Raw genomic sequence first — 25,226 nt, 5'->3', positions numbered from 1 at the left:
CGTCTCACCGGTAGACCACGTGGTACCCGAGGTCGGCGAGGACTCCCAGCTCGACGGCGCTGAGCGTCCGCGGGCTGGGCCCGGTCTCGGTGGCGGCGTTCATCATCTTCTCGGCGCCGTTGGCGAAGGTGGCGTCGTCGAGGTGGTTGACCGAACTTCCTTGCTCCCACTCGGCCGGCGTGTACAGCGGAACCCGGCCACCGTACGCCGCCATGGCAGCGGGCCCGCTGAAGTAAAGGCCGCCGTTGGCGCCCAAGAGGTTGTCGTCGAAGTCGGTGTTCCACGTGTAGTCGGCGTCGAACGGGCTGCGACCGTCGGCCGTCGTGAGGTACTCGGCATAGGCTGCCCAGGACGAGATGTCCTCGTTCGTGCCCGGCTCGCCCAACGGGCCCACCAACCAACCGAACGAGTGCACGAGTTCGTGCATGGCCACGGCCTTGAAGTCGAATTCGTCTGCGCCAACCACGCTTCCGAGACCCCAGTTGACGCCCCAGTTCCACCGGATCGTGCCATCGGTCGGTGCGCCCTCGACCTCGCCACCGAACAACTTGTTCTGAACGATGGTCGGCCAGAAGCCGGGTGCGGTACTGACGCGAGCGCTACCCGCGCTGGCGAGCGTGCCCGAGTTGGGATCGTTCGTCCCGATGACGTCGTAGCGCAGGGACACTGCCTCGGTCACCAGGAAGTAGCCGGCCAAGGACTTTGCTGCGGCCACCAGGGCGGCCTTGCGGGCCGCGTCGGCCTCCCAGTACTCACTGCCGCTGGCGTAGGTGAAGTCGAAGGTGATCGCGTTCTGGTTGAGCAGCATGCCCACCGTGGCGGGCGTGCGGAACCAGTCGACCAGGTTGACGTGCAACCCGACGTCGGTCGCCGAGATCACGAACGAATCCACCCCATCGAAACCCTCACCCGGGGTGTAGGTGTAGCTACCGTCGGCGTGCACGACCACCGTGCCCTTGGTGGGACCCTGCACCACGCCGTAGACGATCGCATCCCCTTCGGGATCCACCGCACCAACGTTGCCCGCGATCGGACCACCCTCACCGAACACCTGCACCGGACCACCCACCGTGGGCGCCAGGTTGAACAACCCACGCCGCAACGTCCACAACGTCCCCGACAACGCATGACGCAACTCCGGCGGCAACGGCAACGCATCGATGGTGGCCTGCACCCCCGAGGTGAACGCCGCGATCTGCGCCGACGTGTTCAGCTGCCACAGATTCGGAGCGCCCACCGTGTGCTCCACCGCCCACGGATCGTCGACCGCCGCCTGGCTCACCGCGGCCGCCTGGCCGGGAGCCGCAGCGGAGGCGGACTGCGGCACCGTGGTCAACGACGCGGTCTCGGCCCGGACCTCGGGTTCGTGCTGGCCGGAATCGGGCCGCGGCTCGACCGACGGTGCGTCGGTCTCGTCGGAGTCGTTGGCCCCCTTCACCGTTGCCGACGGTGTCGGTGTCGGTGTCGACGGTGTCTGCGGTGTCGAGGTGGTGCCTGCGGCATCGTCGTCGGGCGTGCCTGCATCCGAGGCCTTCGCGGCCGCGGGCGTGGCGGGCTTGGACTTGGCGGGCTTGGTGTCCGTGGTGCCCAAGGTGTCCTTGGTGTCCTTCGCGCTCGTGGCGCCCTTCGCACTCGCGGCCGACGACCCCGCGGACTTCTTCGGACCGGACACCGCCGACTTGGCGGCACCGCCCTTCGACGAAGGACCTGCCGAAGAACTCGACGACGCACTCGACGAGGCACCCGACGACGAGGCGCCCGCCGACCCAGCATCGTCGGCGAGGGCCACGCCCGCACCCACCAGCGACATCCCCCACATCGCCGCGCCCAGACCTGCTGACGCCGCGCCGATCTGGAGCCAGGTGCGAACCCGGAAGTCCTCCGTGCGCCGTCCCCGACGCGCGCTGACAGTCGACATGCTTACCCCCCGATGCTCGGTCCCCCCGCACCGTCGCGACGAATTATCGACAACGTCAATTGCGGTCGCAAGCACCGTACAACACCCCGGCGGCACCGGGCGCGATTACTCGTGAACCAGCTGAGCGCGACCACGGCCGCGAGGCACGCGGTCACCGATGGACGACGTGGTAGCCGATGTCGGCGAGGATGCCCAGTTCGACGGCGGTCAGCGTGTGCGTCGCCGGTCCCGGGTTGGTGGCGTGGTTCATCAACGCCGGCACGGGCGAAAGGAAGTCCACGTCGTTGAGGTGGCTCGCGGAACTGCCGGGGGCGAAGCTACCGGGCGAGAAGAGCGGCACGCGCCCGCCGTAGGCCGCCATCGCATTGGGTCCGCTGAAGAACACGCCGTCGAAGCCGGACGGGTCGTCGCCACCGGTCAGGGCGTAGTCGTAGTCGGTGTTCCGCACGAAGTCCGGTCCGATGAGCGCCGACCCATCCCGCGTGGTGACGTACTTGGTGAACAGGTGCCAGTTGGTGCGCGTGGCCGGCGACGACGGCGCCGGAATACCCGAGACGAAGCCGAACGAGTGCATCAGCTCGTGCATCGCCACCATCTCGAGATCGAACTCGTCGGGTTCCACCGAACCGTCGAAACTCCAGTCCCTTCCCCAGTTCCACTGGACGATGCCGTCTGGTCGGCCCGCCAGCGAGGCCGCACCGTCCTGCAGCTTGCTGCCGACGACGGTGCGGAAGAATCCGGGGCCCGACTCGTAGAGCACGCTTCCCGCCTGCGCCAGGAGCAGGCTGTTCGGATCGTTGATCGTCGTCACGTCGTAGGTCAACGTCGTCGCCTTGGCGACCATGACGAAGCTGGCGAGCCGCTTGGCGGCCCGTTGCAGGGCCTGCTGGCGGTCGGTCGTCCAATTCGCGTCATCGTGGAAGTCGAACGTGAAGGTCACTGCGTTCTGGTTGAGCAGCATGCCCACCGTGGCGGGCGTGCGGAACCAGTCGACCAGGTTGACGTGCAACCCGACGTCGGTCGCCGAGATCACGAACGAATCCACCCCATCGAAACCCTCACCCGGGGTGTAGGTGTAGCTACCGTCGGCGTGCACGACCACCGTGCCCTTGGCGGGACCCTGCACCACGCCGTAGACGATCGCATCCCCTTCGGGATCCACCGCACCCACGTTGCCCGCGATCGGACCACCCTCACCGAACACCTGCACCGGACCACCCACCGTGGGCGCCAGGTTGAACAACCCACGCCGCACCGTCCACAACGTCCCCGACAACGCATGACGCAACTCCGGCGGCAACGGCAACGCATCGATGGTGGCCTGCACCCCCGAGGTGAACGCCGCGATCTGCGCCGACGTGTTCAGCTGCCACGGATTCGGAGCGCCCACCGTGTGCTCCACCGCCCACGGATCGTCGACCGCCGCCTGGCTCACCGCGGCCGCCTGGCCGGCAGCCGCAGCGGAGGCGGACCCCGGCACCGTGGTCAACGACGCGGTCTGGGCCTGCCCGGTCGCGGGCTGGGTGGTGTCGTGCTGTGTGGTGACGGTCGGCGTGTTCTCGGGCGGCGCCGCGACTCCGGCGACATCAGAGGTCGTCTCACCCTGCGACGCCGACGAACCCGTGTCCGATCCGCCCGCACTCGTCGTCGTGTCATCCGACGGCTTGGCCGTCTTGGTCTCGGCACCGTCGGACTTCGCGGCCGCGGGCTCGGCGGGCGTGGTGCCCTTGGCGGGCGTGGCGCCCTTGGCGGGCGTGGTGTCCTTGATGTCCTTCGCGCTCTTGACGTCCCTCGCGCTCGTGGCGTCCTTCGCACTCGCGGCCGACGACCCCGCGGACTTCTTCGGACCGGACACCGCCGACTTGGCGGCACCGCCCTTCGACGAAGGACCCGCCGACGCACTCGACGAGGCACTCGACGAGGCACCCGACGACGAGGCGCCCGCCGACCCCGCATCGTCGGCGAGGGCCACGCCCGCACCCACCAACGACATCCCCCACATCGCCGCGCCCAGACCTGCTGACGCCGCGCCGATCTGGAGCCAGCGATGGACCTTGAAGTCTTCGGCTTTGCGGCCGCGTGGCGCCATGTTGGTCCTTTCGACGTAGCACGTTAGGGGTGGAGCGCACGAGTAGTGGTTGCGCACGCCCTGCTCAGGACGGCGTGCGGGGTGCGAACATCGGCGAGGCGATGACGGTGTAACCCAAGTCCTTCAACACCGCCCGCTCGATGGCGCTCAGTTCCCGCGGCCCCGTTCCACGCACGAAGACCTGGTTCATCACGAGACGGTTGGCACCCCAATAGACGTTGCCGTCGAGCGACGTCACCGACCTGGTGGGGACGAAATTCGACGGCGTCCAGAGTGGAACGGGAAGACCTCCGTTGGCGGCGACCGCGTTCTCGCCGGAGAAGTACAGCCCCCCGTAATAGCCCGTCAGGTACGGGTCGAACGCCGGGTCGAACGTCAAGCTGCCTTCGCGGATGGGCGACCGGTCGTCGCGAGTGGTCACGTGCTGGTCGAACGTCGACCATGCCGTACCGACGTTGCCGCCGGCGCCCACCATCCACGAGGTCCATCCCATGGTGTTGAGTACGAGCCCCATGGCGGTGGTGACGGCGTCCGCCCTCGTCGGGTCGACGCTGTTGCCCAACCCGTAGCTCAGGGCGGCGTTCCAATTGATCACACCGTCGGCCACGTCGTCGCCGTTGGCGTCGATCCCAGTGAGGAGCTTCTGCTGCACGACCGTACGGTGAAACCCTGGCGCCGCGGACACGAGTGCGCTGGTCGCGTAGGAATCGAAGCCGCCTGGTACGAAGCTGGTGTCGACGTCGTAGATCAGCCGCACCGCTTTCGTCACCATGACGTACGCGCTCGCGCGGTTGGCCGCGTCCCACAGCGCCGCCTGCCAATTGGGTGGCCACGCCTGCAGCTCGTTCAAGAAGCGGAAGCCGAACGTGATGGCACCCTGATTGGCGAGTGCCGACATCGTGGTAGGGCCGCGGAACGGGTCGAGCAGATTGACGTGCAGGCCCTGGTCCGCAGCGGAGATGACGAAGGTGTCGACCCCGTCGAAACCCGCTCCGGCGGTATAGGTATAGCTGCCGTCGACGTTGAGGGTGACGAAACCGGACCGCGGCCCCTGAACCACCCGATACTGGATCTCGTCACCCTCGGGGTCGGTGGCGTCGACGCGACCGACGACGGTTCCCGTTCCGCTGGCGATGGTCACCGTCTGGCTCAGCGTCGGCGCGAGGTTGAAGAAGGTCCGTCGGACGGTCCAGAGGGCGCCATTGAGCGCATCCCGCAGCTGCGGTACGGGCACCCCGTCGAACAGTGCCTGCAGATTCGCCGTGATCGCCGTGATCGACGCATTGACGTTTGCCTGCCACGGATTCTCGTTCACACTCTGCTGCAAGGCCCACGGACTTTGAGCCGTGGGCACCACCGGGGTGACCGCTGCGGCAGCGCTCGGGGGCGGAATCGACACCGACTGCGCTGCAGTCGGTGTCGGTGCAACGTCCGTCGTCGTCTCAGGTCCGGACGTGTCGCCGCGGGCCTGGGATGGGGGCTCGGAGCGATCGATCTCGGCTGAGACGGCATCCGTAGTTTCTGGCTCCTTGACGGCACCCGTGGCGTCGTCCTTGGCGGTCGCGGTCTTTCCCGGTCGCTTCGCGCTCTTCGGCTCGGCCGAGCCCTGGGCGTCCGAGGAACCCTTGGCGTCGCGCTGCGCATTTCGGGTGGTGGCCTTGGCCGCGCCGGCGGTCTTGGTGGCCGCCGACTTCTTCGGGGCCGACGACGCGGACCCGCCCGATGACGCGGACGGATCCGATCCCGACGCAGCGGACGCCGAAGACGAGGCGCCGTCGTCGGCCACCGCCGTACCGAGCTGCGGACCCACCAGCGCCATGCCCCAGAGTGCCGCGCCCACACCCGCGGACGCCGCGCCCAGCCGCAGCCATCGGCGTACCGCAAAGCCATCTGCTCGGTGTCCCACGGTCATGACCTCGTTCGACATGTCGTCCCCCATCGGCTTTCGGTCATCAGGCGGTGATCAACGTCGCGGCCGAATTGGGCAGCTGGCTCGGCACGGGGATGGCGAAGACCGGGTTGGGGAACGCGGGATTGGGAATGACGGTGTAGCCGAGGTCCATCAGCACCCCACGTTCGATGGCGCTCAACGTACGTTCTCCCTGTCCCATCCCACCCGCCGCGGAGTCCATCAGCAAGTGGTTGGTTCCGGAGAACACGGAGTCGTCCAGATGGCTCGCCGAGCTTCCCGGCACCCACGGCGACGGCGTGTACAGCGGCACGGGGCGACCGCCATACGCCGCCATCGCGTTGGGCCCGGAGAAGAAGAGTCCGCCGTCGTACCCGTTCAGGTAAGCGTCGTATGCGTCGTTCCACAGCAGCGTCTCGGAGTTGATCGGCGACTCACCGCGCCGGGTCACGACGTATCGGGCGTATTGCGTCCAGTACTGCTTGCCGGTCGGGCTGGGCTGCCGGAAGTCGGGCGTCCAGCCGAAGGAGTGCAGCATTTCGTGCATCGCCGTCGACGTCATGTCGTAACGGTCGTTCGGCACGAAGGCGCCGTACCCCCACGGGTTCGCCCAATTCCAGTTGATCTGACCGTCGTACTGCGCGCCCGTGGTGCTCTCCCCCGTCATGAGCTTCTTCCCGACCACGGTCGGCCAGAAGCCCGGCTGTCCGCTGGAGTAATTGCTGCTCGCACTCGCAAGGGTCCCCGACTGGCCGTCGTAGTAACTGTTGACGAAATAGGTGACGACCACCCGGTGGTCCACGAGGAGGTACGCCGCCAGTCGTTTCGCGGCATCCATCAGAGTGGCGCGAGCGACGTCGTTGAAGTAGTTGCCCGGATCCTCGTAGGTGAACTCGAAGCCGATGGCGTTCTGGTTGACCAGCGCGCTGGCAGTGACCGCGCCCTGGAACGGTTCGAGCAGGTTGACGTGCAGCCCCGTGTCGGACACCCCGATGACGAATCGGTCGACGCCGTCGAAACCCGCTGTGGGCGTGTAGGTATAGGTGCCATCGGTGTTCAGCGCGACGGTGCCGTAGCGGGGCCCCTGCACCACCCGGTACAGAATCTGGTCGCCCTCGGCGTCGGTGGCCGAGACCTTGCCCGTGACCGTGCCCAGACCACCGGTCAGGGTCACCGCCTCGTCGAGAGTGGGTGCGAGGTTGAAGAACGACCGACGTGCGGTCCACAGCGTGCCGGTCAGCGCGTCACGCAACTGCGGCGGCAGCGGGATCGCATCGATCAGCATCTGCATGTTCGACGTGAACGACGTGATCAGCGTGGCGGTGTTGGCCTGCCAGGGATTCGCCGTGCTGCCCGTGAGCCGCATTCCCCAGGGATCGTCGGGCGCCGGCAGCGCGGCAGGCGCAACGGCCGTGCTCGCAGTGGTGTTGGTGGCCGTGCTGGCGGCGATGGGCGTCGACGCGGGAGTCGGGCTCGTCGTCGGCGCACCGGCTGCACGAGCGTCGGCACCACCCTGCGCGGGCGTGTCGACCGCGGAGGACGCACCGCCCGTCGTGCCGGACCCCGTCTCGGTTGCAGACTCTGGCGTCTTCCCGGCAGACACTTGCGGGCTTGCCGTACCGGCGGTGGCCGACGTGTCGGACTTCTGATCCTTCGAAGACTTGCTCGCCGTGGAGGTGTCGGTGTCCTTCGCGGACTTGACGTCCCGGTCCTTTGCGGCGGTCGAGGACCCCTTGGCGGCCCCGGGAGACTTCGCCGTCGCCGACTTCTTGGGCCCGGCCGCGGAATGCGATTCCGACTTCGAGGGCCCCGAGCCCGACGCGGAATCCGAGGCCGACGACGAACTCGTCGATGAACCCGCGTCATCGGCGAGTGCCACGCCGACCTGCGGGCCCACCAGCGACATCCCCCACATCGCCGCGCCCAGACCCGCCGAGGCTGCGCCTACCTGAAGCCAGCGCCGTACCCCGAAGTCTTCCGTACGCCGCCTGCGAACTGCGCCGACCGTCGCCATGCGTGCCCCCCGTATTCGTTGCCCACGCCACGCGACGACGCCATATTGTCGTCATCGTTAATTGTGGTCGCAAGCAACGTACAACACGAAGCGCCCAAGAGCACGGTTACCCGTGAATCGGCTGAAAATCGACGGTCATTCCACTGCCAGTAACTCGGCCATCTTCGCCATCACGGTCTGCAGCCCCTTGAACGGCCGCAGCATGACCTTGAACTCCACGATCCGGCCGGCATCGTTCCACGTGATCATGTCGACGCCGTTGACGTACATGCCGTCGACCGTGGCCACGAACTCCAGCACCGCGGAGTTCGCGCCCAGCCATTCTCCCTCGTAGTGGAAGTCCGTATCGCCGAACAGCTTTGCGGCCGCCTGCAGGTACATGGCCGTCTTCGCCTTGCCCTGCTGCGCCGCGTAGATCGCGGGCGAGTAGAACACGGCGTCGTCGTCGAGCAGCTCGTCGAGGACGGCCGGGTCGTGCCCACCCTCGATGAAGGAATACCAGCGCGGCAGAACGGCGGGAGTCGTCATCGGTCCATCATCGCAGCGGGCGGGCGGACATCGCGGCCCCACCTCCAGCAGTCAGGCCTGCTCCTGCCGGCGCTTCGCCCGCCGCAGGAAGACGATGCCCACCAGTGCCAGCACGCCCGCCGTCGGGGCGACGGGGGTCGGCACGATGGTGTAGCCGATGTCGGCGAGCACGCCGAGTTCGATCGAACTCAGGTAGCGCTCCCCGGGACGCGTGGCGAACGCGTCCATCAGCTGATGGACGGGACCGCTGAACGAGAAGTCATCCAGGTGTGACAGCGAACTGCCTGGGCGGTAGACCTCGGGCGAATACAGCGGTACGGGCGCGCCACCGTTGGCCGCCATCGCGTGGCTACCCAGGAAGTACATGCCCAGCCCGGTGGTGATGCCGCTGGTGCCGGTGCCGGTGTTGCCGGTCAGGTTGTCACTGACCTGCTGGTTGAACCGCAGGTCCGAGCCCACCAACTTCACACCGGTCCGCGTTCCCACGAAGCTGTCGTAGGTGGTCCAGCGCTGGCCGGCGTAGCCGTCGCTGTAGAACGACAGCCACCCCATCGAGTGCAGCATCTCGTGCATGGCGGTGGACCGCAGGTCGTAGACCGCCGGTCCACCGGGCGCGGGCTGCGTCTCGTCGAGGTTCCAGGTGTACGCCCAGTTCCAGGAGATCCGACCGTCGGCCGTGGCGCCGTTGGGGTCCACCCCGGTCTGCAGCTTCGACTGCACGACGGTGGGCTGGAAGCCCAGACCGGCCACCACGTCGCTGCCGGCACTCGCCAGGGGCCCACCGGCCTGGTCGTAGGACGTCACCGTGTAGGTCAGCGTGACCGGCGCAGGCACCATGAAGTGCACCGCCAGGGCTTGCGCGGCCTCGTTCAGCGCCGCCTTGGCCTCGTCGGACCAGTACACGGTGGTGTCGCCGGTGTCGCGGTTGACGTAGGTGAACGCGAACTGCACCGCGCCCTGGTTGACCAGCATGGCGGTCTGGGCGGGCCCCCGCAGCGGGTCCAGCAGGTTCAGGTGGAACCCACCGTCGACGGCCGAGACCACGAAGTCGTCCACGCCCTGGAAGCTCGCGTTGGGCGTGTAGACGTACGAGCCGTCCGAGAACACCTGCACCGACCCGTATTGCGGGCCTCGGGTCAACGCGTAGGTGATGGGATCACCTTCCGGGTCGACGGCGCTGACCCGGCCCGCGATGGGACCGCTGGTCTGGCTCGCGATGCCCACGGGTGCCACGGTGGGCGCCAGGTTGAAGAACGTTCGACGCACCGTCCACACGGTGCCCAGCAGGGCGTCGCGCAATGGCTGCAGCATCGGCCAGGCGTTGAGCACCGACTGCAGGGAATCCGTGATCCCGGTGATCGGCGCGCTGGAGACCGCGGCCCACGGGTTCACGGTGTTCGTGGACTGCAGTGCCCACGGCACGGTCGCCGCCGCCGCGGTCGCGGTGATGGTCGAGTTCGCCTGCGGCGCTGCATCATTGGCGTTCAGCGACGCGGTGACGGCAGGCGTCGACGCGATCTCGGAGGTCTTCGACGCGACCGGCGTGGCGGTGGTCTCGCCGACGGTGGCGGACTTGGCGGTGGCCGAGGAGCCCGAAGTGGCAGACGTGGCCGAGGCGGCCGAAGTGGCAGGCGCGGCCCCGGCGGTCCCGGTGTCGTCGCCCTCGCCCTCGGCGGGCTGGGAGTCGTCGGCCTTCGTGGCCGAGGACTCGGAGACGCTCGACTGCTTGGCGGCGGCCTTGGGCGCGCCGGCCTTCGAGGCAGCGGTGCTCTTGGCGCTCTTCGAGGTCGACGTGGCGGGTGTCGACGTGGACGGTTCGGTGGTGTTCGCGCCCCCCGACGCGCTGACCGTGCTCACCGGCTTGGAGGCCGCGGTCTCCGCGGCCTTGGCGGCGCCCGAGGTGGACCCGCCCTCGGCGCCGGAGTCGGTCTTGGTCGCGCCCGCCGAGGACGCGGAGGACGCGGAGGACACCGAGGACACAGAGGTCGCGGCAGACGATCCCTCGCCCGCCGAGGACGACGAAGAAGACGCCGAAGATGACGACGAAGAAGACGAAGCGCCGGAGTCGTCGGCGGACGCGGTGCCGACCTGCGGGCCGAGCAGCGAGAACCCGAACAGCGCGGCACCCATGCCCGCGGAGGCCGCGCCGACGCGCAGCCACTCCCGGACACCGAACTCCTCGCTGCGCGCGCGATGCTTGGCCGTCCGTCGGCCGCCGCGGTGATCCGCCATCAGTGTTACCCCTTCGTCAATAAGTGGAAGGAGCGTATACCGCTGCCGCTCCGGCTGCAGCAAACTGTCGCCGAATGGTGGGAAAATGCTCGCGACACCGGCGATGACCGGGCATACGCGGTGCGGTCGGGCGGACGGCCTGCCGCTGGGAGACGGCTGTGAGCTACCGGCCCGCGAGTGCGCGCACGGTGACGATGCCGCGTTCCTCGAACTGGTGCAGGTGCTCGTCGGTGGCGTCGGCATCGGTGACCAGCGTCGCACCCTCGGGCAGTGGCGCCCACGCGTGAAACGGCCTGCGGCCGAGCTTCTCGGCATGCGCCAGCACGTACACCCGATCGGCGCGCTGCATCATCAGTTCCTTGAGCCGGGTCTGCTCCAACTCGGCTTCACAGATGCCCAGTTCGGCGGTCACCGCATCCGCCCCGAGAAAGGCGCGATCGAACGTCAACCGTTCCAACGCGGCCTCCGCGAGCGGACCCACGAAGCCCTGACTGAGATGGCGCAAGGTGCCGCCGACGCATTCGACCCGCACGTCGTCGGCATCGGCCAGCGCCTCCAACGCCGTCAGGCCCGCGGTCACCACGGTGAGATCGGGAACGCGCCCCAGGTATTCGGCCATGGCGCCGACGGTGGTGCCGGCGTCCAACAGGACGGTCTCCCCGGGTTGCACCTGCCGGGCGGCCCACCGCGCGATGGCGTGCTTGGCGTCGTAACCCTGCCGTTCCCGCTGGCGCAGTGACGACTCCGGGTGCCGCTTGAGCGCGATGGCCCCGCCGTACGTTCGGGCGATCAGCCCCTCGTCGGTGAGAACGCTCAGATCCCGGCGGATCGTGGACGCCGTCACGCCGAACTGGGCGGAGAGTTCCTCGACGCTGGCCAGCCCGGTCGAACGTGCCAAGCTGACGATCTCGTCACGCCGGGCCTTCGAACCCCGTGCTGGCATCAACTTCTCCTACTTGAGAACTGCTGCGCTCGAGGCAAGTTCGGTCGCCTGCCGCAAAGCCTCGATCATGCTACCCGCTTCGGCGATCCCCTTGCCCGCGATGTCGAAGGCCGTGCCGTGGTCCACCGACGTCCGGATGACCGGAAGCCCCACGGTGATGTTGACCCCGGCCTCGATGCCGAGCACCTTGACCGGGCCGTGGCCCTGGTCGTGGTACATCGCGACGATCAGGTCGTAATCGCCACGCCCCGCAAGGAAGAACGCCGTGTCGGCGGGCAGGGGTCCGTGCGCGTCGATCCCGTCGGCCACCAGCGCGGCCACCGCGGGAACGATCTTCGCGTCCTCCTCGCCGTAGCCGAACAGCCCGTTCTCTCCGGCGTGCGGGTTGATGCCGCACAACCCGATCTTCGGGTTCTCGTAGCCCGCCCGGACCAACGCCTCGTGCCCGCGACGTACCGTGCGCTCCACGAGACCGGGCTCGATCTTGGCGACCGCGTCGATCAGCCCGATGTGCGTCGTGACGTGGATGACCTTCAACTTGGGCGTCGAGAGCATCATCGACACCTCGGCGGTGCCAGTCAGATCGGCGAGCAGTTCGGTGTGCCCCGGGTACACGTGCCCCGCCGCGTGCAGCGCCTCCTTGTTCAGCGGCGCCGTACAGATGGCCTGCACCTCACCGCGCACCGCGAGTTCTGCAGCGACACGGACGTATTCGTAGGCGGCATGACCGGCGACCGGCGACAGTTCGCCCCACGCCAGATCGGCGGGCAGCAGGTCGAGATCGATGACGTTGATCCGCCCCGGCGCCTGCTGGGCGTCGGCCACCGACCGCACGGTGACGACGTCGCACGGGACGCCGAGGATGGCCGCCGCATCGACGAGCCGTTTGGCGTCGCCGATCACGACGGGGTTGCAACGGCCGGCGGTGGCCTCGTCCAGCAGTGCGGGCACGATCACCTCCGGACCGATGCCTGCGCCGTCGCCCATCGTGACGGCGACGACGGGTCTGCCCTGCGGGGCGGAATGGGTTGTCATGCTGGAGTTCTCCTCGTACTTGATGGTGCGGAGCGGGGGTCCGTGGGGCGTGTCGCCGACGACCGTCGGGCCGTCAGGCGCGCGGTGATGTCGGCGAGGCTGGCCTCGTCGCCGAAACTGCCGGGGCGCGTCACGATTCGGCGTCCCCTGCCGTCCACGCCGACCACGGCACCGTGGTGTACGACGTCGACCGGCCGCAGCGTCCGGATCCCCAGGGCATCGATGACGGCGCGCGCCGTCTCGCCGCCCGTGAGCACCAGGTCGGGCGCAGCGGCAAGGTGCCGGTGGACGTCGGCGACGAAGCGTCCGAGCGCGGCCGCCAACTCCCGTTGCCGGCCGGGGCGCACGGCGCCGGTCACGCTCACCGCGACGTCGCACCGACCGGCCAGCGCCGCCGCCACGCCGGCGGCGTCGGCGGCGCCGTCCAGCAGCAGGTCGGTATCGACGCCCATGCAGCGGACGCCGCGCCGGGCCAACACGGCCAACTGCGCCGTCGCGGTGGATGCGGCCGTGCCGACGACGATCAACACCGCCGCGGTCCGCCCCTCCTCGGCGGGTCGGGTGGCCGCCAGGGGCAGCGTGCGGGCCACCGCCGCGGCGAGCGCCGCCGTACCCACCAACTGGACGTCGGGCACGTCCGTCGCGGCCGCGACGATCGCGTCGAGGTCGGCGTCGACGACGACGTCGCAGACCGCCACCGCACCGGCTGCCAGCGCCTCGCCGATCAGGCGGGGTTCGGCGCACACGACGGCGGGGTGGGTGAACAGTGCGCGGACGTCGTCCGGTGGCGCCACGTCCTCCAGCTGCCAGGCATCGGTGTGCCGCAGCGGCGACCCGTCGACGTAGGGCACCCCGCCGCGGACGTGTCGATCGAGGGCGGGCAGACCGGCGGCCACGACCACGGGTCCGCGGGCGGCCAACACGTCGACGGCACTGCCGACGTGCCCGCGCAACAGCGAGTCGATCTTGAGCAGCACGAGCCGCCCGGGCGTCACCGCGTGCAGCGTGCGCCGCAGCACGGCGACGGCGTCCGGCTCGGCCATCGCGCGGGTGTTGACGTCGACGACGGTGACCGGATCCGAGATCGGCTGCGCGGCATCGAGTTCCAGCACCACGCCGGGTTCTCGATCCAGGAAGGCGGCGGCGGTCTCGGCCGCTCCGGACAGGTCGTCGGCGAGCACGACGATGCCACGGGGGGTCACAGCGACATCCCGGCGCACTGGGTGATGACCTGACCGGTGATGCTGCGGGCGTCGGGTCCCAGCAGGAACGCCACCAGTCCCGCGACCTCGCCGGCCTCGACGAGCCGTCCCATGGGCGGCAGCTTCGGCGGCGTGCCCGCGCGGTTCGGATCGGCGAGCATCGGCGTGTCCGTGGGTCCGGGTGCCACGACGTTGACGGTGATTCCGCGGGCCACGAGTTCGGCGGCCCAGGACCGGGCCATCCCGACGAGCGCGGACTTCGTGGCGGCGTATTGACTCTTGCCCGCGCTACCGGTCATCGTGCGGCTGCCCACCAACACGATTCGCGCACCGTCGGCGAACGTCGGGGACAAGGCGTCGGCCAGCACCTCGGCGGCAGCCACGTGCACGGTCCACATCCGGGCGCCGTGCGCCGTGTCCAGGTGCCCGAGGGGCGCGCTGTACTGCAGCCCCGCCGCGTGCACCATCGCGTCGACCCGCCGCACGCCTGCCACGGCGCCGCGGACCGCAGCGGCGTCGGCCACGTCGACGGCGACCCAGGTGAACCCCTCGTGGTCGACATCGGGTCGGCGCCTGCTGAGGCCGATCACCTCCCAGCCGTGGGCGAGCAACCGTGCGACGACCGCCGCACCGATGCCCGAGCTGGCTCCGGTGACCACCGCCCGCCGGGGCGTCACCAGCCCCGCTCCCGCAGCCAATCCTGCTCCAGGACAATGTGTTCGATGGCCTGGCGAAAGCGGGTGAACGCGACGTGCAGCGCCTCGCCCTGCACGCAGATCGACGGGTAGGAGAGCTCGCGGTTCAACCCGTCGCGGGAGTTGTTCGACAGGCAGTACCCGTCACCGTCCTCGAGCACGTGCCGCAGCGGCCAGGTCATGCCCGCGTCGGCGGACACCGCCAACGTCAGCGGGGCCCGCGGCGCCCCCCAGAACGCCGTGCGCCCGGCCGGTTCGGCGACGGCAGCCGGTGGGGTGGCATCGGATGCGGGGGCGTCGACGATGCCGTCGTCGTCGATCTCGTCGTAGAGCGACAGCCGACGCGCGGTGGCGTCGGCTGCACTGGACTCGTTGTACACCAGCGCAAATCGGTCGTCGGGAAGCACCACGAACTGGATCGACGAGTTGTTGTTGGGCAGCACCGTCGGGGCGGGCACCGACCAGGTCTGGCCGTCGTCGGTGGAGACGCTGCGATGGATGCGATCCGCCCACCGGCTGCGGAACAGTGCCACCAGCGTGCCGTCGGACAGTCGGCCCACGTTCATGTGCACGCACCCAACGCTGTCGGGGACCTCGATCTCGCGCCACGTGGCGCCGTCGTCGTCGGACACCATCACCGCGCTGTAGTCGAGGTTGCCCACCCACTTCTCTCCTGGCACCCGAACGCAATAGAAGATCGGCAGCAAGATCCTGCCGCCGGGCAGTACGACCGGCGGCTGGCGGATGAAGACGCCGGCGTCGCCGGTGGCGGGGATCAGCGTGTGCGGGGATCCCCAGCTGCGGCCGCCGTCAGCCGACACCCGCCGTTGCACGCGGGCGGTGTCCTGGTTGCCGGCGTGCTGAGACGTCCACAGCAGCCACAGCTCCCCGTTGTCGTGCCGGTGCAGCACCGGATTCTGCTCGGAGCGCGTCGGGTCGTCGGACAGGCGTTCCGGCCGGGTCCACGCGTCGGCGCCCACCGGCAGGCGCGACACCCAGACGCCGATGTCCGAGACGCCCTCCTGGGTGCCGGAGAACCACGCGCACGCCAGCGACCCGTCGGCGAGGACGGCGAGGTTGGCCGCGTGGTTCTGCACGTGCGGAGGAGGCAGCAGCGTCTCTCGCCGACCGGCTTCGGCATGGGGACGCAGCACGCCGTCGGCGCGGAGGGTGTCGGTCGTGGCGGTGGCGGCGGTGGTGGTCACGAGTCTCCGTTCATGGTGACGGCGGCAAGGTCGTAGGAGTTCGTGGGGCGCAGGTCGATTCCGTCGATGCGGGTGCGCCGGCCGAGCACGGCCTTCGGGACGAAGGACCACAGCATGGGGCAGGTGTCCCAGATGCGCCGCTGAGCGTCGGCGAGCAGCGCGTCCCGCCGCGTCGGGTCGATCTCCTCGGAGGCCTGGGTGATGACGGCGGTGATGTCGGGGAACAGATAGCCGTGGTAGGTGTCGCGGGTGGCCTCCTTCTCGGCGGTACCGGCGTACATCCCCTGCATGATCGTGAGCGCCAGGCCCGTCGGGCTCGGGTAACCGTTGCCCAGGATGTCCCAGTCCCCGGCCCGGCCCTGCCGCCACTGGGCGATGTCGCCGCCGGGTTCGAACTGCTGCAGGGTGGCAGCGACCCCCGCGGCCGCGAGCATCTGCACCACGGACTCCATGATGTCGGTGTCGGCGGCGAATTCGCCGCTCTCCCAGATGATCTTGACGCGCAGATCCTCCAATCCCAGCGCCCGCAGTTCGGCCTTGGTGCGGCCGGGATCGTAGGTGTAGCTGCCCGTCTCCACGGCCCCGGCCAGGCTCAGCGGGATGACGCCGCGCGACTCGGTGGCCGAGTTCTGCATCACGTTCTCGATGAGGGACTTGCCGTCGATGGCGTGGGTCAGGGCGCGACGGACGCGTGCGTCGGCGAGCGGACTGCCCTGCGGCTTGCGGAAGTTGTAGAACAGCTGGTTGAGCCGGACCCCGTCGGCCTGCTGAACGGCGACGCCGGCGAGGCCCGAGATCTGGTCGGTGGAGTCCGGGGTGATGGAGTCGATCACGTCGAGTTCACCGCTGCGCAGCGCGACCACGCGGCTGGACTCGTCGGGCATGAACCGCACCCGCACGGCCTCCACGTGTGCGGGTGCGCCCCAGTAGTTCTCGTTGCGCGCCAGGGAGAACGTGCCGGATCCGCGATCGGAGGCCGTCACGACGTAGGGGCCGGTGCCGACCCCGTCGGAGAGGTCCTCGGGCCGGTTCGCCGCAGCGGGCGTGATCAGGATGTTCGACATCAGGTAGTCGAGCACCGGCACGGGACGGTTGGTCGTGAGGTAGAAGCTGGTGGCGTCGATCGGTTCGACGCCCGGCCACTCGGGGAAGAACCCGCCGACGAACGACCCGTTCACCCGGGGATACATGGCCAACGCGGTGGCCACGTCGGCGACCTGGACGGGGCTGCCGTCGGAGTACCGGATGCCCGGGCGCAGTCGCACGAACCACCGGGTGGGTTCGATCAAGCGGAACTCGTCGGCCAGCACCAGTCGCGGTTTGAGGTCGGCGTCGATCTCGGTGAGTGCCTGCCGCACGGCGCGCTGCACGGTGAGCGCGGCGTCGTACTGCAACAGCTTGTTGTCCAACGTGTTCAGCGCGCGGTTGAGCCCGAGGCTGATGGCGCCGGGCCCCGGCCTGCCGGTGGGCGTCGCACACGAGACCACCGCGGGCGCCACGGCGAGTCCAGCGGACAGCAGGAGGCCGGAACGCAGCATCGACCTGCGGGACAGGCGTCGATCGAGAAGCGACTCGGTCATCGTCGACCTCCGGGTTGAGCGGGTGGCGCAGCGCGTCGAGCCAACCGTCGTGGCGGCCCCGCAGTTGTGACTGCAGCCACACGAACCATAACCATCTTGCGTAGAACGCGCAATATGGCGATCGGTTCTTGCGCATTTTGCGCGACAGTGCCATTGTGATCTGGACGACAACCCCGTCGCTTTCTGGTCGCGACCACCCGCCGCGGCCGTGGCATGAAAGGTCGACGATGACCCCGACCCAGACGCAGCACCACCTCCAGACCCAGACCCAGACCCAGACCCCGCACCCGACGCCCGCCGCGAGCCGGTGACCGACGTGGCCGACCAGCTCCTCGCCCCCCGCCCGACCGCTCCGCCCGCCGCCGGCGGCGCCGCGCGACGCACCACGTTCGGCAGGCTCCTGGGCCCCATGCCGCGATACGTCCTGCGTCGCCTCGCACAAAGCCTGTTCACGGTGTTCCTGACGCTGACCACCGTGTTCGTGTTGATCCGGATGGCACCCGGGGACCCCGCCTACTCGTTGGCCGGACCGCTGGCCACCACCGACGACCTCGCGCGCATCCGCGCCGACATGGGGCTCGACCAATCGATCGTCGTCCAGTACCTCAAGTACCTCCAGGGCCTGCTGCACCTCGACCTGGGCACGTCCTATTCGTTCCAGGCGCCCGCGTTCGACGTGGTGACGTCCCGCCTGCCCTACACCGTCACCCTCGCGGTGTCGGCGATCCTGCTGACCACCATCGTCGCCATCCCGCTGGGGGTATGGATGGCACGCCGCGCCGACACCCGTCGCGAGTTGGCCGCCAACGCCGTCACCATCGCCGGGCAGTCGATGCCGGACTTCTGGACCGGTCTGATGCTCATCACCATCTTCGCCGTACTGATCCCCGTGCTGCCGCCCGCCGGGTTCACCACGTGGTCGAGCCTGATCCTGCCGACGGTCACCATCGCCGTGCTCCAGGTGGCCCTCATCTCCCGCATGGTGCGACGAGAGATGGTCAACGCCTTCACCTCTCCCTACGTGACCGTCGGGCGCTCGCGCGGCGTGTCGGAACGCGAGCTGATCTGGCGGTACTCCCTGCGCAACTCGGCCATCCCGGTCCTCACCGCACTGGGCACCCGCTTTGCCTCCATGCTCAACGGCGTCGTGGTGGTCGAGGTGGTGTTCGCCTGGCCCGGCGTCGGCTCGTTGGTGGTGCGCGCACTCGAAACGCGGGACTACCCCCTGATCCAGGCCACCGTCCTGGTCACCGCCGTCCTGGCCATCCTGGTCCAGCTGCTGGTGGACCTCTGCTACCCCCTGCTCGACCCGCGGGTCCGGCTCGCAGCCGGACGCACCACCAAGAGGAGCGGCAAGTGAGCACTCCGACCACCACCGTCATCGAGGCACCCGCCGAGCCACGACCCTCGGCAGTGACCGCCCGCGACGTCGCCCGCGCAGGTGCCACCCGCCGCGCCCGAGACAGCCGCATCAAGATCTGGGTCGGCAGCATCGCGGTGCTACTCGTCGTCGCACCCGTGGCCCTGGCGCGCGTCCTGCCCCTGCCCTCCCCCGACGCCACCGAGCTCGCCGGCCGTCGCCTGCCCCCGCTCACCGACGGCCACCTCTTCGGCACCGACCAACTGGGCCGCGACCTGCTGGCCCGCGTGCTCTACGGCGGACAGGTCTCCCTGGCCATCGGGATCCTCGCCGTGCTGGTGTCGGGTCTCATCGGCCTCACGCTCGGCGCGCTCGCCGGCTACCGCGGCGGCGTGATCGACACCATGGTGAGCAGGCTCTTGGAGGCGCAGCTGTCGTTGCCGTTGCTCATGATGCTGCTGCTGGTCGTCGCGCTGTTCGGACCGTCCATCCCCGTCATCACGTTCGTCATCGCCATCGCCCAGTGGCCCGAGATCGCGCGCCTCACACGCTCGTTGACGTTGGTCGAACGCGAGAAGCCCTACATCGCCGCCGCGCACGTGCTGGGCCTCGGGCACGTCGCCATCCTGGTCCGCCACGTCGTGCCCAACATCGTCAAACAGGTCTCGCTCGTGGTGCTGCTGCTGCTCGCGCAAGCCGTGCTGCTGGAGAGCGCACTGAGCTACCTGGGAGCCGGACCGCAGCGCCCCTTCGCCACCTGGGGCCGCATCATCTCCGACGGCCAGGACTACGTCACCACGTCGTGGTGGCTGGTGACGCTTCCAGGCCTGGTGATCGCACTGCTGGTCGTCGGGGTGAACCTCCTGGGCGACGGTCTGCGCGACGGCGCAGGCGGTGTGGGCGGCGTGGGCACCGCCCTGCGGAAACTGTTCACGCGGCGCGGAAGGAACGACTGACATGGCCGACCTGCTCGACGTCGCCGACCTCCAGATCGAGCTCATCACCGCGGGCGGCGTGATCCGCGCCGTCGACGGGGTGTCCTTCCGCATCGGGGCCGGCGAGACCGTCACCATCATCGGCGAATCCGGCTCCGGCAAGTCGACCACCGCGATGGGACTGCTGGGATTGTTGCCCACGGATCTGGCCGTCCTGTCGGGACGCGTCCGGTTCAACGGCCGCGACGTCCTGGGCGACCACGCGGCACTGGCGAAGGTCCGTGGCCGGCACGTCGCGCTGATCCCCCAGGACCCGATGACCGCGCTGAGCCCGGTGCACACCATCGGGTCTCAGCTGCGCGACGCCATCCGGCACGGCGGCGTCACCGGGCGGTCCGCCCAGCGCATCCGCGCGGTGGAGCTGCTGGACCAGGTGCACATCCCCCGTCCCGCAGAACAATTGGCGAAGTATCCCCACCAGCTGTCCGGGGGCATGCTGCAGCGCGTCCTGATCGCCGCCGCGCTGGCCGCCGGACCCGAACTCATCGTCGCCGACGAACCGACCAGCGCGCTGGACGTGACGGTGCAGGCCAGCATCCTCGATCTGCTGCTGGAACTGCAGGAGCGCACCGGTGTGGCGATGCTGCTGATCACCCACGATCTGGGTGTCGCACGGCTGATGTCCGACCGGATCTTCGTGATGAAGGACGGCCGGTTCGTCGAAGGCGGCCGCGCCGACGCCCTGCTGACCAACCCGCAAACCGCCTATTCCAAGCGGCTTCTCGACGCCGTGCCGCGGTTGAGCGCACAACCCGACGTGGAGGTACCGGCATGACCACACCCCTGCTACGCATCGACGACCTCGTGGTCGAGTACCCGGTATCCGGCGGGGTGTTCCGCGCGCTGAACTCGGTGAGCCTGAACGTCGAGAAGGGCTCGTGTCTGGCCGTCGTCGGCGAATCCGGTTGCGGCAAGTCGACGTTGGCGAAGGCGATCGTGCGACTCGTCCGCCCGACCTCCGGGCGGATCCTCGTCGACGGTGTCGACGTCGCCGGGCTGTCGGAGCGCAAGCTGCGCCCGATGCGATCCCGCATCCAGATGGTCTTCCAAGACCCCTACGGCTCGTTGGACCCGCACCTGTGTGCCGTCGACATCGTCGCCGAACCCCTCCGCCTGCGCGGAGTGCGCAGCCGCCGCGACCGCGAGGCCCGCGCCGCACGGCTCATCGATCAGGTGGGCCTGCCCACCAGCGCGCTGCGCCGCAAGCCGGCCGAGTTCTCGGGCGGCCAGCGCCAGCGCATCGGGATCGCCCGCGCGCTGGCCAGCGAGCCCGAACTGCTGGTGTGCGACGAAGCCACCAGCGCACTCGACGTCTCCGTGCAGGCCCAGGTACTCGACCTGTTGCGCGACATCAAGCGGGACACCGGGCTGACCTACGTCTTCATCTCCCACAACCTCGGCGTGGTGCGCGAGATCAGCGACACCATCGTCGTCATGCGCTCCGGCGAAGTCGTCGAATCCGGAGCCACCGCAGACGTATTGGCGCACCCACGGCAGCCGTACACCGTCGCGCTGCGCGCCGCCGCCCTCGATCCCACCACCATGACCGGCATCAAACCGCGCGACGTGGTGTCGCGCCTGGGCGCGAGCCCCCACCTGCAAGGAGCAGCCTGATGTTCGACCTCGACCCGACGCGACCCGTCCTGGGCACCATGACCTTCGGCGACACGGTGTCCCCCGACGTCGCCGCCACCATGGTGGACGTCGCGCTGGCCTCCGGGATCACCCACGTCGACACCGCCAACGGATACGCCGGCGGCGAGGCCGAGAGGATCCTCGCCCGCGTCCTGGCCGGCCGACGCGATCAGGTGACCCTGGCCACCAAGGCCGGCATCCCACACCCCGATGCGGGCGAGCACGCGCCGCTGTCCGCGGCGGGGCTGCGTGCCAGCCTCGAGGGCAGCCTGCGGCGCCTCGACACCGATCGCGTCGACCTGTTCTACCTGCACCAGCCGGACCGGGCCACGCCGCTGCACGAGACGCTGGCCACGGTGGCCCAGCTGGTCGAGGAGGGCAAGATCGGGGCACTCGGGGTCTCGAACTACTCCGCGTGGCAGATCGGCGAGATCAACCGGCTCGCCGACGAGGTGGGAGCGCCGCGGCCCGTGGTGGCCCAGCAGGTCTACAACCTGCTGGCCCGACGCCTCGAAGACGAGTACGCCGAGTTCGCCGACGTCACGGCCCTGATCACCATGGTCTACAACCCCCTGGGCGGGGGGCTGCTCACCGGCAAGCACACCTTCGACGCCGACCCCGCCGCCGGCCGGTTCGGCGATTCCCGACTGGCCGCGATGTATCGCGAACGCTATTGGAACGCCACCATCTTCGACGCCATCGACCGGTTGGCCACCCTGGCCGACAAGGCGGGCATCCCGATGACCGAGCTGGCGCTGCGGTGGCTGGTCAGCAAGCCCGTCGCCGGGCCCATCCTGCTCGGCGGATCGAAGGTGAGCCACCTCGAACACAACGTCGCCGCGATCGCCGCCGGCCCGCTCGAGGCCGACCTGGTCGCCGAGTGCGACGACGTCGGTGCGACGCTGCGCGGCGCCATGCCCAACTACAACCGCTAGGACCACCGTGACCGCCCACGACTTCGCCACCCGCTTGCGCCGCCGGGAACGCCTCCTCGGCTACTGGTCCGTGCTCGACTCCCCCGTGTCCACGGAGTGGCTGGCCCACGTCGGCTACGACTACCTCGCCCTCGACATGCAACACGGGCTCATCGGATACGCCGGCATGCTCGCCGGCCTCACCGCGATCGACGCCGCAGGCGGCCCCGTCGGCCTCGTACGCGTGGAGGCCAACCATCCCACCCCGATCGGCCGCGCCCTCGACGCCGGCGCGGCAGGCGTCATCGTGCCGCTGGTGAACACCGCCGACGAGGCCGCCGCGGCCGTCGCCGCCGCCACCTATCCGCCCTACGGCGTGCGGTCCTACGGTCCGATGCGCTCGCAACTGCGCATCGGCCCCACCCCCGCGACGGCCAACGACGACACCGTGGTGCTGGCCATGATCGAGACCCCCGAGGGGCTGCGCCACGTGGAGCAGATCTGCGCCACCGGCGGCCTGGCGGGCATCTACGTCGGCCCGTCGGACCTGCGCCTCGCGGTCGGCGGGGCGCATCCGCAGGACCCGGCGGTCGACGCCCAGTTCGAAGCCGCCCTGGTAGCCGCACGTGAGGCCGCCGCGGCCGCGGGCATCGCAGCGGGCATCCACACCCCCGACGGCGCGACCGCGGCCCGTCGACTGGCCGAGGGCTTCACCTTCGCGTCGATCGCGTCGGATCTCACCCACCTGCGCGCCGCGGCCACCGCGCACCTCAAGGCCGCCCTCGACGGCGCCTGACGATCCCGACGTGTCGGAGGGGGGCGGCATACTCGGAGACGAGGCCCCGCCGCATCCGGTACGCAGGGTCTGAACGTCGGGATGTGGCGGGACCTCGCCGGGCCAAGCTCAACGATGATCGTGCGTCGACGAGCAGCGGGACCCACTCGTCACATATCCGCATGCCCGCACCCCGAAACCCCGGGCACCCACTGGGTCGCTCACTCCCCCGTCAGGTCGCGAAGGCCTGCGCGGCTGGGTATCAGGGCGGTCACGACAGCTCCCTGACACCGCCCTGACCCCACCCCGGAGACGACGAATGCCGGCTGCAACGCAACCGGCATTCCACGACGAGTGCGCCCGAAGGGATTCGAACCCCTAACCTTCTGATCCGTAGTCAGATGCTCTATCCGTTGAGCTACGGGCGCCGGCTATTCAGTTGTGCGGTCTGGCGCGAGCCAACCGCGGCGGAGGCGAGAGGATTTGAACCTCCGGTCCCCTGTAAGGGGGACAACTCATTAGCAGTGAGTCCCATTCGGCCGCTCTGGCACGCCTCCAAACGATCCGAGGGGAAAGAGTACACACGCCGACGACGGGAAGGCAAAGCGGTACGTGAGCGGCCTGAAACGCAGCCGTCGTCCGCCCCTAGACTGGGGCGCGTGACACCCCGTCTGCGTCCCGTGATGGCCGACCTGCCCGCCTACACCCCGGGGCGCACGGTCCCCGGCGCCATCAAGATCGCCAGCAACGAGACCACCGACGGTCCGCTGCCCAGCGTGCGCGCGGCGGTGGCCACGGCCATGGAGACCATCAACCGCTACCCGGACAACGGCTACGTCGAGTTGCGCGAGAGCCTGGCCAAGACGCTCGACGGCGGTGCGTTCGCCCCCGAGCAGATCGCCGTGGGCTGCGGGTCGGTGAGCCTGTGCCAGCAGCTCATCCAGATCACCGCGTCGGTGGGCGACGAGGTGATGTTCGGCTGGCGCAGTTTCGAGATCTACCCCCTGCAGGTGCGCACCGCGGGAGCCACGCCGGTACCGGTGCCGCTGCGCGACCACACCCACGACCTGGACGCCATGCTCGCGGCCGTCACCGACAAGACGCGGCTGATCTTCGTCTGCAACCCGAACAACCCCACCGGAACGGTGGTCGACCCCGCCGCGCTGGCCCGGTTCGTCGCGGCCGTGCCGTCGGACGTCGTGATCGCCCTCGACGAGGCCTACGTCGAGTACATCCGCGACGACATGCTGCCCGACAGCTTCGGTTTGGTGCGGGAACACTCCAACGTCGTTGTGCTGCGCACGTTTTCGAAGGCCTACGGATTGGCGGGCCTGCGCGTCGGCTACGCCGTCGCCGACCCCGAGATCGTCACCGCCCTCGGCAAGGTCTACGTCCCGTTCTCGGCCACCAGCGTGTCGCAGGCCGCAGCCATCGCCTCGCTGGAGGCCGCCGACGAGCTGCTGGCCCGCACCGACGCCGTCGTCGCCGAACGCGCCCGGGTGACCGCGACCCTGCGCGCGGCCGGCTTCACCGTGCCGCCGGCGCAGGCCAACTTCGTCTGGCTGCCCCTGGCCGAACGCACCGATGCGTTCGTCAACGCGGCCGCCGAGAACCGCATCCTGGTGCGCCCGTATGGTCAGGACGGCGTTCGGGTGACCGTCGCCGCTCAGCACGAGAACGACGCGTTCTTGGAGTTCGCGTCACGGTGGATGGAGAACGCATGACCGCCCGCGACACCTTCGACGCCTTCGTGGCCCGCACCGACCAGATCGCCGACGCCGACCTCGACGCGTTCTGGGAGACCCTGTCGCCCACGACCATCGACTTCATGATCGGCGAGTGGCAGGGCGGCGAGTTCGACACCGGCCACCGCGCCAACGGGTTCATGAAGCGGCTCAACTGGTTCGGCAAGACGTTCGTCTCCGCCTCCGACGCCAAGCCCCTGGTGTGCCTGAACGCCGACGGCGAGAAGTTCTCGAACACCGAGGCCATGAACGGCGAGGCGACGCTGTGGGCCGAGGAGTTCCGCGGCGAGGTGACCGCCACGATGGTCTACGACGGCAAGCCCGTGCACGACCACTTCAAGAAGGTCGACGCCCAGACCGTGGTCGGGATCATGAACGGCAAGGGGGCCCTGGACACCAGTTCCGGCGCGCCGCGTCACCTGTACTTCTACCTGCGCCGGGTCTAGCGCATA

At 69.5% G+C, this 25,226-nt stretch carries 23 protein-coding genes and 2 tRNA genes; 11 read left to right on the top strand and 14 right to left on the bottom strand.

The window, feature by feature from the left end; all coding sequences use genetic code 11:
• Nucleotides 1-4: 4 nt before the first annotated feature.
• The 4 genes from AC30CM_RS04160 to AC30CM_RS04145 form a co-directional block, all read right to left on the bottom strand.
• Nucleotides 5-1,918 (bottom strand): Ig-like domain-containing protein, encoded by a 1,914-nt coding sequence (locus tag AC30CM_RS04160; RefSeq protein ID WP_490115559.1) that lies wholly within the window; start codon nucleotides 1,916-1,918, stop codon nucleotides 5-7.
• A 151-nt stretch (nucleotides 1,919-2,069) separates the two neighbouring features.
• Nucleotides 2,070-4,007 carry an Ig-like domain-containing protein gene (locus tag AC30CM_RS04155; protein ID WP_490115558.1) on the bottom strand — a complete coding sequence of 646 codons (1,938 nt, stop codon included), beginning with the start codon at nucleotides 4,005-4,007 and terminating at the stop codon, nucleotides 2,070-2,072.
• A gap of 64 nt (nucleotides 4,008-4,071) precedes the next feature.
• Nucleotides 4,072-5,934 carry an Ig-like domain-containing protein gene (locus AC30CM_RS04150; RefSeq protein WP_490115557.1) on the bottom strand — a complete coding sequence of 621 codons (1,863 nt, stop codon included), beginning with the start codon at nucleotides 5,932-5,934 and terminating at the stop codon, nucleotides 4,072-4,074.
• A gap of 25 nt (nucleotides 5,935-5,959) precedes the next feature.
• Complete coding sequence (locus tag AC30CM_RS04145) at nucleotides 5,960-7,282, bottom strand: Ig-like domain-containing protein (RefSeq protein WP_490115556.1); 1,323 nt, start codon at nucleotides 7,280-7,282, stop codon at nucleotides 5,960-5,962.
• On the opposite strand from AC30CM_RS04145, the gene AC30CM_RS04140 reads away from it, so the two are divergent.
• Nucleotides 7,272-7,565, top strand: a complete 294-nt coding sequence (locus tag AC30CM_RS04140) for a hypothetical protein (RefSeq protein WP_490115555.1) — start codon at nucleotides 7,272-7,274, stop codon at nucleotides 7,563-7,565. The genes AC30CM_RS04145 and AC30CM_RS04140 overlap by 11 nt on opposite strands.
• A 33-nt stretch (nucleotides 7,566-7,598) precedes the next feature.
• Entirely contained in the window at nucleotides 7,599-7,868 is a 270-nt protein-coding gene (locus tag AC30CM_RS04135) for a hypothetical protein (protein ID WP_490115554.1), read from the top strand.
• Nucleotides 7,869-8,065: 197 nt separating this feature from the next.
• Here AC30CM_RS04135 and AC30CM_RS04130 read toward each other — a convergent pair whose 3' ends face one another.
• Together AC30CM_RS04130 and AC30CM_RS04125 are read right to left on the bottom strand one after the other, a co-directional pair.
• A complete protein-coding gene (locus AC30CM_RS04130) occupies nucleotides 8,066-8,458 on the bottom strand; it encodes a nuclear transport factor 2 family protein (protein ID WP_490115553.1) in 393 nt (130 codons plus the stop codon).
• A gap of 51 nt (nucleotides 8,459-8,509) precedes the next feature.
• A complete protein-coding gene (locus AC30CM_RS04125; RefSeq protein WP_490115552.1) occupies nucleotides 8,510-9,850 on the bottom strand; it encodes an Ig-like domain-containing protein in 1,341 nt (446 codons plus the stop codon).
• Between AC30CM_RS04125 and AC30CM_RS04120 the strand changes: the two genes are divergently transcribed.
• Nucleotides 9,804-10,682 carry a hypothetical protein gene (locus AC30CM_RS04120; RefSeq protein WP_490115551.1) on the top strand — a complete coding sequence of 293 codons (879 nt, stop codon included), beginning with the start codon at nucleotides 9,804-9,806 and terminating at the stop codon, nucleotides 10,680-10,682. The genes AC30CM_RS04125 and AC30CM_RS04120 overlap by 47 nt on opposite strands.
• A gap of 171 nt (nucleotides 10,683-10,853) precedes the next feature.
• On the opposite strand, the gene AC30CM_RS04115 is transcribed toward AC30CM_RS04120, so the two are convergent.
• The 6 genes from AC30CM_RS04115 to AC30CM_RS04090 are packed head-to-tail and all read right to left on the bottom strand — an operon-like array spanning nucleotide 10,854 to nucleotide 17,350.
• Complete coding sequence (locus tag AC30CM_RS04115; RefSeq protein WP_490115550.1) at nucleotides 10,854-11,633, bottom strand: DeoR/GlpR family DNA-binding transcription regulator; 780 nt, start codon at nucleotides 11,631-11,633, stop codon at nucleotides 10,854-10,856.
• A gap of 9 nt (nucleotides 11,634-11,642) precedes the next feature.
• Nucleotides 11,643-12,668, bottom strand: coding sequence for a 4-hydroxythreonine-4-phosphate dehydrogenase PdxA (gene pdxA / locus AC30CM_RS04110; RefSeq protein WP_490115549.1), 1,026 nt, complete (start codon nucleotides 12,666-12,668; stop codon nucleotides 11,643-11,645).
• Nucleotides 12,665-13,870, bottom strand: a complete 1,206-nt coding sequence (locus tag AC30CM_RS04105) for a four-carbon acid sugar kinase family protein (RefSeq protein WP_490115548.1) — start codon at nucleotides 13,868-13,870, stop codon at nucleotides 12,665-12,667. The genes pdxA and AC30CM_RS04105 overlap by 4 nt, the downstream gene beginning before the upstream one ends.
• Nucleotides 13,867-14,568: an SDR family NAD(P)-dependent oxidoreductase gene (locus AC30CM_RS04100; protein ID WP_490115547.1), complete on the bottom strand. Its 702-nt coding sequence runs from the start codon at nucleotides 14,566-14,568 to the stop codon at nucleotides 13,867-13,869. Before AC30CM_RS04100 ends, AC30CM_RS04105 begins: the two co-directional genes overlap by 4 nt.
• Entirely contained in the window at nucleotides 14,544-15,770 is a 1,227-nt protein-coding gene (locus AC30CM_RS04095; protein WP_490115546.1) for a sialidase family protein, read from the bottom strand. Before AC30CM_RS04095 ends, AC30CM_RS04100 begins: the two co-directional genes overlap by 25 nt.
• Nucleotides 15,767-17,350 carry an ABC transporter substrate-binding protein gene (locus AC30CM_RS04090; RefSeq protein WP_490115545.1) on the bottom strand — a complete coding sequence of 528 codons (1,584 nt, stop codon included), beginning with the start codon at nucleotides 17,348-17,350 and terminating at the stop codon, nucleotides 15,767-15,769. The genes AC30CM_RS04095 and AC30CM_RS04090 overlap by 4 nt, the downstream gene beginning before the upstream one ends.
• 316 nt (nucleotides 17,351-17,666) lie before the next feature.
• On the opposite strand from AC30CM_RS04090, the gene AC30CM_RS04085 reads away from it, so the two are divergent.
• Genes AC30CM_RS04085 through AC30CM_RS04060 form a run of 6 tightly spaced genes read left to right on the top strand, consistent with a single transcriptional unit; the run spans nucleotide 17,667 to nucleotide 23,050 of the window.
• A complete protein-coding gene (locus AC30CM_RS04085; RefSeq protein ID WP_490115544.1) occupies nucleotides 17,667-18,710 on the top strand; it encodes an ABC transporter permease in 1,044 nt (347 codons plus the stop codon).
• The gene (locus AC30CM_RS04080; RefSeq protein WP_490115543.1) at nucleotides 18,707-19,666 is read left to right on the top strand and encodes an ABC transporter permease; all 960 of its coding nucleotides are present in this window, start codon (nucleotides 18,707-18,709) and stop codon (nucleotides 19,664-19,666) included. Before AC30CM_RS04085 ends, AC30CM_RS04080 begins: the two co-directional genes overlap by 4 nt.
• A gap of 1 nt (nucleotide 19,667) precedes the next feature.
• Nucleotides 19,668-20,480, top strand: a complete 813-nt coding sequence (locus AC30CM_RS04075) for an ABC transporter ATP-binding protein (RefSeq protein ID WP_490115542.1) — start codon at nucleotides 19,668-19,670, stop codon at nucleotides 20,478-20,480.
• Entirely contained in the window at nucleotides 20,477-21,319 is an 843-nt protein-coding gene (locus AC30CM_RS04070; RefSeq protein WP_490115541.1) for an ATP-binding cassette domain-containing protein, read from the top strand. The genes AC30CM_RS04075 and AC30CM_RS04070 overlap by 4 nt, the downstream gene beginning before the upstream one ends.
• Nucleotides 21,319-22,275 carry an aldo/keto reductase gene (locus AC30CM_RS04065; protein ID WP_490115540.1) on the top strand — a complete coding sequence of 319 codons (957 nt, stop codon included), beginning with the start codon at nucleotides 21,319-21,321 and terminating at the stop codon, nucleotides 22,273-22,275. The genes AC30CM_RS04070 and AC30CM_RS04065 overlap by 1 nt, the downstream gene beginning before the upstream one ends.
• A 7-nt stretch (nucleotides 22,276-22,282) precedes the next feature.
• Nucleotides 22,283-23,050 carry an HpcH/HpaI aldolase family protein gene (locus AC30CM_RS04060; RefSeq protein ID WP_490115539.1) on the top strand — a complete coding sequence of 256 codons (768 nt, stop codon included), beginning with the start codon at nucleotides 22,283-22,285 and terminating at the stop codon, nucleotides 23,048-23,050.
• Nucleotides 23,051-23,384: 334 nt separating this feature from the next.
• Here the strand turns inward: AC30CM_RS04060 and AC30CM_RS04055 are convergent.
• Together AC30CM_RS04055 and AC30CM_RS04050 are read right to left on the bottom strand one after the other, a co-directional pair.
• Nucleotides 23,385-23,457 (bottom strand) — tRNA-Arg (locus tag AC30CM_RS04055).
• Nucleotides 23,458-23,497: 40 nt separating this feature from the next.
• Nucleotides 23,498-23,586 (bottom strand) — tRNA-Ser (locus AC30CM_RS04050).
• A 102-nt stretch (nucleotides 23,587-23,688) separates the two neighbouring features.
• Here AC30CM_RS04050 and hisC point away from each other — a divergent pair.
• On the top strand, nucleotides 23,689-24,753 hold the full coding sequence (gene hisC, locus AC30CM_RS04045) for a histidinol-phosphate transaminase (protein WP_490115538.1): 1,065 nt from the start codon (nucleotides 23,689-23,691) through the stop codon (nucleotides 24,751-24,753).
• Complete coding sequence (locus tag AC30CM_RS04040; RefSeq protein ID WP_490115537.1) at nucleotides 24,750-25,220, top strand: DUF4334 domain-containing protein; 471 nt, start codon at nucleotides 24,750-24,752, stop codon at nucleotides 25,218-25,220. Before hisC ends, AC30CM_RS04040 begins: the two co-directional genes overlap by 4 nt.
• Nucleotides 25,221-25,226: the final 6 nt, after the last annotated feature.

The sequence above is a fragment of the Mycobacterium sp. DHQP2018-32-09 genome (assembly GCF_058148405.1).
The sequence above is the reverse complement of the archived record's forward strand: the minus strand, read 5'-3'. Positions and strand labels throughout refer to the sequence as shown.